This is a genomic window from Flavobacterium sp., from assembly GCF_039916025.1.
Taxonomy (GTDB): domain Bacteria; phylum Bacteroidota; class Bacteroidia; order Flavobacteriales; family Flavobacteriaceae; genus Flavobacterium.
This window is the reverse complement of record NZ_JBDSMB010000189.1, coordinates 1-7,710: the sequence shown is the minus strand read 5'-3', so window position 1 is coordinate 7,710 and position 7,710 is coordinate 1. Positions and strand designations below refer to the sequence as shown.

At 34.1% G+C, this 7,710-nt stretch carries 8 protein-coding genes; 5 read left to right on the top strand and 3 right to left on the bottom strand.

Translation table 11 applies throughout. The features are described from left to right. The first annotated feature begins 135 nt into the window (after positions 1-135). The 4 genes from aroB to ABIQ27_RS14010 all read left to right on the top strand — a co-directional run bounded on the left by aroB (position 136) and on the right by ABIQ27_RS14010 (position 4,432). The gene (gene aroB, locus ABIQ27_RS14025; RefSeq protein WP_348034543.1) at positions 136-1,203 is read left to right on the top strand and encodes a 3-dehydroquinate synthase; all 1,068 of its coding nucleotides are present in this window, start codon (positions 136-138) and stop codon (positions 1,201-1,203) included. A 292-nt stretch (positions 1,204-1,495) separates the two neighbouring features. Continuing rightward, entirely contained in the window at positions 1,496-2,902 is a 1,407-nt protein-coding gene (locus ABIQ27_RS14020; protein ID WP_348034542.1) for an arginine decarboxylase, read from the top strand. A 118-nt stretch (positions 2,903-3,020) separates the two neighbouring features. Then, entirely contained in the window at positions 3,021-3,995 is a 975-nt protein-coding gene (locus ABIQ27_RS14015) for a deoxyhypusine synthase family protein (RefSeq protein WP_348034541.1), read from the top strand. 209 nt (positions 3,996-4,204) lie between these two features. Continuing rightward, positions 4,205-4,432 (top strand): hypothetical protein, encoded by a 228-nt coding sequence (locus ABIQ27_RS14010; protein ID WP_348034540.1) that lies wholly within the window; start codon positions 4,205-4,207, stop codon positions 4,430-4,432. A 90-nt stretch (positions 4,433-4,522) separates the two neighbouring features. Here ABIQ27_RS14010 and ABIQ27_RS14005 read toward each other — a convergent pair whose 3' ends face one another. Next, positions 4,523-5,044: a DinB family protein gene (locus ABIQ27_RS14005; protein WP_348034539.1), complete on the bottom strand. Its 522-nt coding sequence runs from the start codon at positions 5,042-5,044 to the stop codon at positions 4,523-4,525. Between the two features lie 115 nt (positions 5,045-5,159). Between ABIQ27_RS14005 and ABIQ27_RS14000 the strand changes: the two genes are divergently transcribed. Beyond that, a complete protein-coding gene (locus ABIQ27_RS14000) occupies positions 5,160-5,927 on the top strand; it encodes a hypothetical protein (protein ID WP_348034538.1) in 768 nt (255 codons plus the stop codon). Positions 5,928-5,939: 12 nt separating this feature from the next. Here the strand turns inward: ABIQ27_RS14000 and ABIQ27_RS13995 are convergent, their stop codons facing one another. Next, positions 5,940-6,398 carry a hypothetical protein gene (locus ABIQ27_RS13995; protein WP_348034537.1) on the bottom strand — a complete coding sequence of 153 codons (459 nt, stop codon included), beginning with the start codon at positions 6,396-6,398 and terminating at the stop codon, positions 5,940-5,942. Positions 6,399-6,516: 118 nt separating this feature from the next. Further along, a partial coding sequence (locus ABIQ27_RS13990; protein WP_348034536.1) for a phosphoenolpyruvate carboxylase occupies positions 6,517-7,710 on the bottom strand: 1,194 nt, incomplete at its 5' end.

Below are 7,710 nucleotides of genomic sequence, written 5' to 3'. Positions count from 1 at the left end.
GTTTTAAGTGCAAACGCAACTTGTGTGTTGTTGAAAATCTTTTCCATTAATTTAATATAATGCCACAAATATAAATAGTCTTTCGTGATTATTTATTAATTTTTACCTTATTTTTGGGGCACAATTTCAACAAAAATGCAATCCATAAAAGCCAACGGTTATCCTATTTTATTCGCTGAAAACGGTTATGATTCACTCAATAGCTTTATTGAAGAAAATAACTACTCCAACATTTTTATTTTAACAGATAACAACACAAACGAGTATTGTTTATCCCGGTTTTTACCATTTCTGGCAACTGAAAAAAACATCGAGATCATTGAAATTGAAGCTGGTGAAATAGAAAAGAACATCAATACCTGTGTGGAGATTTGGAATGTGCTTACCGAATTAGGCGGCGACAGAAAAAGTCTTCTGATAAATATTGGTGGTGGTGTGATTACCGACATTGGCGGATTTGTAGCTTCTACTTTTAAAAGAGGAATCGATTTTATTCATATTCCAACCACACTTTTAGCGATGGTTGATGCATCTGTTGGAGGAAAAAATGGCGTTGATTTAGGTAACTTAAAAAACCAGATTGGCGTTATCAATGTTCCTAAAATGGTTTTAATCGATACTGAATACCTGGCAACTTTACCACAAAATGAAATGCGTTCCGGTTTGGCCGAAATGCTAAAGCATGGTTTGATTTTCGATGCCGGTTATTGGGCACAATTCAAAGAATTGAATGCTGTCGATTTTGCTGATTTTGATGAATTAATCCATCGTTCAATTACAATAAAAAACGAAATCGTGATGCAGGATCCAACTGAAAACGGCATTCGTAAAGCATTGAATTTTGGCCATACTTTAGGACACGCTATCGAAAGTTATTTTCTCGAAAACGAAAACAAAAAAACTTTGCTACATGGTGAAGCCATTGCAGTAGGGATGATTTTAGAAAGTTATATTTCGTGGCAGAAAAAATTGCTTTCAGCAGTTGAATATTTAGAAATTAAAAACGCAATCAATGCCGTTTTTGAAATCATAGTTTTCGAAGAAAATGACCTGCAGCCCATACTCAATTTACTCATTCACGACAAGAAAAATGAATACGGGAAAATACAATTTGCGCTTCTTGACGGAATTGGAAATATAAAAATCAATCAAGAAGTTGAAAATGAATTAATTATAAAATCTTTTGCAGATTATAAAAGTTAACATAATTTTGATACTAATAGTTGCATTTCGAATATTTTATTTTTTACATTTGCCCTAATGAAAAAAAGTGTCAACACTTCTGTTTACAGTATTTTTAGTCGAGAAACTAACATAAATTTCTTCACTGCTTCTAATCATTTTTATATACTCAAAAATGATTTAATGGCTTTGTGTTCACCAATCACATTTTTATTTCAGGAAAAACTTCCTATTATTTACGCTAATATTAGAGTTTGAATTACAGATTATTTTGTTTTTATAAAATAAATTAATCCATAATTACACCTTTTAAATGAACACTAAATATTTCGATTTAATTAATCAAACCTATTACTTCCCACAGGAAGAATTTACTTTAAACAAAGAAAGCCAGCTTCAATTTCACAATATTGATTTGATGAAATTAGTTGAACAATATGGCACGCCTTTAAAGTTTACTTATTTGCCGCAAATTTCCAACAACATTAAAAGAGCCAAAAACTGGTTCAGGCATGCGATGGAGAAAAACAAATACGAAGCAAAATATTATTATTGTTATTGTACCAAAAGCTCTCATTTTCAATACATAATGAATGAAGCTTTCAAGAATAACATTCACATTGAAACGTCTTCTGCTTTTGATATCAATATTGTAGAGAATTTATTGGAAAACGGAAAAATCAACAAAAGCACCTATATAATATGTAATGGTTTCAAACGCGACCAATATATTGAGAACATTGCCCGTTTGATTAATCATGGTCATAAAAATACCATTCCGATTATTGATAATTATGAGGAATTGGATTTATTACAGGAACAAATCAAAGGTAAATTCAAAATCGGAATCAGAATCGCTGCCGAGGAAGAACCAAAGTTTGAGTTCTATACTTCCCGTTTAGGAATTGGATATAAAAACATTGTAAACTTCTACAAAAAACAGATTCAGGAAAATGATAAATTGGAGTTGAAAATGCTTCACTTTTTCATTAATACAGGAATCAATGATACCGCATATTACTGGAATGAATTATTGAAATGTATCAAAGTATATGTAGCACTAAAAAGAGAATGCCCTTCGCTTGACGGATTGAATATTGGCGGCGGATTTCCAATCAAAAATTCCCTGGCATTTGAATTCGATTATCAATATATGATTGACGAAATCATAAATCAGATTAAAATTGCCTGCGATGATGAAGAAGTTGATGTTCCGAATATTTTTACCGAGTTTGGTTCATTTACCGTTGGTGAATCTGGCGGAGCAATTTATCAGGTTTTGTATCAAAAGCAACAAAACGACAGAGAGGCTTGGAACATGATTGACAGTTCATTTATCACAACTTTACCTGACACCTGGGCAATCAACAAACGTTTTATAATGCTGGCAATAAACCGTTGGAATGATACTTACGAAAGGGTTTTACTCGGCGGAATGACTTGCGACAGCGATGATTATTACAACTCAGAGCAAAATATGAACGCCATCTACCTACCAAAATATAATAAAGAAAAGCCTTTATATATTGGTTTTTTCAATACAGGCGCTTATCAGGAAACCATTGGTGGTTTTGGCGGTTTGCATCACTGTTTGATTCCACAACCGAGACATATTTTAATTGACAGAGATGAGAACGGAATTTTGGCAACTGAGGTATTCTCAGAACAACAAACTTCTGACGATGTCCTGAAAATATTGGGCTACGAGAAGAAATCGTAGTAATTACAGTCTCAATAAATTACAATTTTTAACGAAACTAAATTAGAAAAACTGTTTGTAGTTCTAGAAAAAAAGTTTTTCTTTGAACTCTACTATAAACACAACAACAAACTAAAAAATGAGTAAAGGACCTATAAGTCAATTTATAGAAAAACATTACCTTCATTTCAATGCGGCAGCGCTTGTTGACGCAGCAAAAGGATATGAAGAACATTTGCTTGACAATGGCAAAATGTTGATTTCGCTTGCCGGTGCTATGAGTACGGCCGAGTTAGGAAAATCATTAGCCGAAATGATCCGTCAGGATAAAGTGCATATTATTTCTTGTACCGGAGCAAACCTTGAAGAAGATATTATGAATTTGGTGGCTCACAATTCTTATAAAAGAGTCCCAAATTACCGTGATTTAAGTCCACAGGAAGAATGGGATTTATTAGAAAATCACTATAACCGGGTTACCGATACCTGCATTCCTGAAGAAGAAGCTTTCCGTAGATTACAATCGCATTTATATGATATTTGGAACAACGCCAATTCAAAAGGAGAACGTTATTTTCCACATGAATTTATGTATCAGATGATTAATTCAGGTGTGTTGGAACAATACTATGAAATTGATCCAAAAGATTCATGGATGGTTGCTGCTGCCGAAAAGAATTTGCCAATCGTAGTTCCGGGTTGGGAAGACAGTACTATGGGGAACATCTTTGCTTCCTATTGTATCAAAGGAGAATTTACTGCTACCACGATGAAAAGTGGTATCGAATATATGATGTGGCTGGCCGATTGGTATCCAAAAAATTCAACCGGAAAAGGTTTAGGCTTCTTTCAGATTGGTGGTGGAATTGCAGGAGATTTTCCAATTTGCGTTGTGCCAATGTTATACCAGGATATGGAAATGCACGAAGTTCCGTTTTGGAGTTATTTTTGCCAGATATCCGATTCGACTACCAGTTATGGCTCTTATTCCGGAGCTGTTCCCAATGAAAAAATTACATGGGGAAAATTAGACATACATACACCCAAATTTATTGTTGAATCTGATGCAACAATTGTTGTACCTTTAATCTTTGCTTACATACTAGATTTATAAAATATTTTTTTATGAGAAGAATTATTGTAGACTATGCTAAACTAACTGGTGACATTCTGAATTTATTGGTTGATAAATTCCCAGAAGGTTATGACGACTCCGATATTATTCGTTTTAGAAATGCTCAAAACGAATTGATCGAAGCTGTTGAAGTTAAAACTGAAGACACTATTTACCTGGTTAAAGTGAGCACGAAACTAGCTAGCCGTATGGAGAAATACGACGAAGAGGAAGATATTGACTCTGTAGTTGAACCAATCGATCCAATAAAAGGATTGGATGATGATGAAGATGCGCCAAATGAAAATGACGACGAGGAAGAAGAAGATTTATTGAATGATAAAGGTGGTTCTGACGATGGTGATGATGACGATGACGATGATGACGATCTTGAGGCGACAGACAACTTTGTCGATGATGAAGACGACGATGAATAAACTTCTTTGAAGTTTTAAATTACAATATTAAAATCCCAAATTCCAAACTATATTTTTGTTGGAATTTGGGATTTGTTTTTTTTTGGATTTTTACTCTAAATATCTTTCCTGAAAAATTCGCTCATGATGGTTTTGATGTCCAATGATTGTAAATCCTAAAGCACGAACCGACATTGGGTTGCTAGAAGCTGTTCCAATTCGCATTAATTCTTCGTCTGAAAATGATTTGAACATAGATAAAGTTGCTTGTCTGACAACAGCCATTTCGGTCAATAAATCCTGAATGCTTCTTTTGCCAGCATTTGCTTCGTCAACATAATCGTTTTCATCAAATCCAGGCAATCCGGTTTTATCGTTTCGGGCGAAACGCAACGCGCGATAAGCAAATATTCTTTCGGCGTCAATCAAGTGTTGGATGATGTCTTTGATGGTCCATTTTCCTTCGGCGTAACGGTAATCAAATTTATCTAATGGAATATTTTGAACAAATTTTATAAGACGATGCACCGAGATTTCAAGTTCTTCAACTAATGTATATTCACTTGAAACTTGGTTGATATAAGTGGCAAAATGCCCTGCAAATTCTTCGGGTTGTAAATCGAATGGTTTCATGATACTTATTTATTACAAAGATTGGAATTTTTTAAGCATAACTTTGAAATGAAATTATATTTTTTATAAAAATCTTTTATCTTTAACAGAACAAACATTTTCAAGAACAACTCATTTGAAACAAATAATTTATACAGTAACAATTCTATTACTCACGCTCAATAATTGGGCACAAAACAATACTGTCGGATATGCCGGAATATATGGAGATTGGCTGTTAAATGGAAAAGCTATAACAACTGAATTGGAATTAAAAACTGATGGAACATTCAAATTACGAACCGTTGACAATATTTATCCAATGACTTTTAATGATTATACCAATGAAGGGAAATGGATTGCCAACGGAAATGAAATTACACTTAATCCGCAATTGAAAAGACGTGAGCCGGTTGTTATTCTAAATGAAAAAAATATAGGACTGAAAGACTCGATTCAAATCAAAATAAATTGTTATACAGAATCTTATGAAAAAGAACTACTGATAGAAAGGAAAGAAACTGATTTTACTATGCTTACTATATACTTTGACAAACGTAACAAAGGATTTAATCTATTGCGAGAACCTTATATAAGAACCTGTGGCTTTGCTCCAAGAATAAAAAATCAAAAAATAGTTGATACTAATAATACCTTTAAGATTGCCCGTAAAGACTTTGAGAAAATTGGCATTTATACTTATGGTTTCAAAAAACCTATAGAAATTAAACGACAGTATCTAACATCAAACTTTATTGAAATTGACATTACCATACCAATTGATAAAGAAAGAGCGCCAAGAAGTAAAAAGGTAATCATAAAAGGAAAGCGTGCCTACTTTTATGAAATTGAAGGAGAAGTGAGTACTTATTGGTTAGAACCTTTGAGAAAAAAAACTACTTAAACAGACAGTCGTTTAAATCTTTTTAACCTGATAAATCGCCATCATCTCTTTTGCTTTTTCGATTTCACCACTACTCTGTAATGACTTTGCATATCGAAAATAGTAAACGGCAGCTAATTCATCCGGGCAGAATTCAAACAATTGAGTATACCATTTGGCAGCTATTATGAAATCATCAGCGAAATAGCGATAATCTGCCACAGCCTGAAGCATAGCTTCTGTTTTGTAGCCTTTCTCTAAAACCCTTTCGTAACTTTCTATGATTTTAATTTTGGTAAAATCTGCTTTCTTTTCCGGAACGGCTGTGATAGCTTTAACCTTTTCCTTAGCTGTTGGCGTATCTACCATAGCAACTTCCTGATTGGATGCTACATCTGATTTTGGCTGTACCATTGTAATGCCATTATTCTTTTGGGCAAAACCTGTAAAACAAGAAAAACCTGCTATAAACAAAAGTGTATAATTTTTCATATTTCCCTCTATTTAAGTTTCGTTGAACAACATTAAACAGGGTTGAAGGTACAAAAATATTCTAACCTTGGTTATTTTTCCTATTAAAATTACAATTTACAGCGTTAAAATACTTTTTTTAAGCTGAATTCCTACTAGCATTGGTGTTTCCAAATAGCGAGCGGGTTACCAGCTTCTCATAAACGCTCAGCAATTTTTCGTCTGGATTTTTATGCTTTTTGATTTCACTGATTTGCGAAGATGCATATTGCTGGATAGCCAACAGTGGTAAAACTATTTGTTCCCTCATAGCTATCGAAGCTTTCCCATCGGGATAGTTTTCCATCAATTCTGTATGACCGGCGATTTTAAGCAACAGCCGTTTGGTTTCTGAAAATTCATCAAAGATAATTTGCCAAAATTCGCCAAACTCTTTGTCATCTTTTATATAAGCAGTAAGTGGAAAAAAGGATTTGGCCAACGACATTGCGGTATTTTCCAGTAAGGTTCTAAAGAATAAAGAATCGTCATAAAGCTTTTGCACTTTTTCCCATTGTTTGGTGGTTTCAAAATGTTTTAAAGCGGTTCCAACTCCGAAAAAACCAGGCACATTTTGTTTCATTTGACTCCACGCACTCACAAAAGGAATAGCACGCAAATCAGCAAAATTCAATTGGTCTGACGCATTTCTCTTCGAAGGACGACTGCCAATATTTGTTTTTGAATAGTATTTCAAAGTGCTCATCTCTTCCAAATAAGGAATGAACTTCGGATGGGATTTGAAATCCAGGTATTTTTGATAACCGATACCCGCCAACTCATCGATGATTGTTTTATCAGAATTGGAAAGATTATTTTCATCTTTATTAAAAACGGCATTGGCAACGCCCGCGCTCAATAGATTCTCTAAATTAAACCGACAGGAATCCAATGTTCCAAAATTAGAACTTATCGTTTGCCCCTGCACTGTAACCTGTATTTGCTGATTTTCTATTGTTGAGCCTAACGAAGCATAAAACTTATGTGTTTTTCCGCCGCCACGTGCTGGTGGTCCACCTCTACCATCAAAGAAAATAACTTTGATTCCGTATTTTCTGGAAACTTCAGTGATGGTTTCTTTGGCTTTGAAAATACACCAGTTGGCCATCAAATAGCCACCATCTTTGGTTCCATCTGAAAACCCAAGCATCACGGTTTGTTTATCTTTTCGTTGCTTAATATGATTTCGATAAATTGCATTTTTATACAATTGCTCCATGATTTCATGTGCGTTTTGCAAATCGTCAACCGATTCAAATAACGGTACAATATCAACGGTTGGATTTTCCCAATC

Coding starts and splice junctions, on each gene's coding strand:
- aroB (WP_348034543.1), top strand. CDS start 136: ATGCAATCCATAAAAGCCAACGGTTATCCTATTTTATTCGCTGAAAAC.
- ABIQ27_RS14020 (WP_348034542.1), top strand. CDS start 1,496: ATGAACACTAAATATTTCGATTTAATTAATCAAACCTATTACTTCCCA.
- ABIQ27_RS14015 (WP_348034541.1), top strand. CDS start 3,021: ATGAGTAAAGGACCTATAAGTCAATTTATAGAAAAACATTACCTTCAT.
- ABIQ27_RS14010 (WP_348034540.1), top strand. CDS start 4,205: ATGGAGAAATACGACGAAGAGGAAGATATTGACTCTGTAGTTGAACCA.
- ABIQ27_RS14005 (WP_348034539.1), bottom strand. CDS start 5,044: ATGAAACCATTCGATTTACAACCCGAAGAATTTGCAGGGCATTTTGCC.
- ABIQ27_RS13995 (WP_348034537.1), bottom strand. CDS start 6,398: ATGAAAAATTATACACTTTTGTTTATAGCAGGTTTTTCTTGTTTTACA.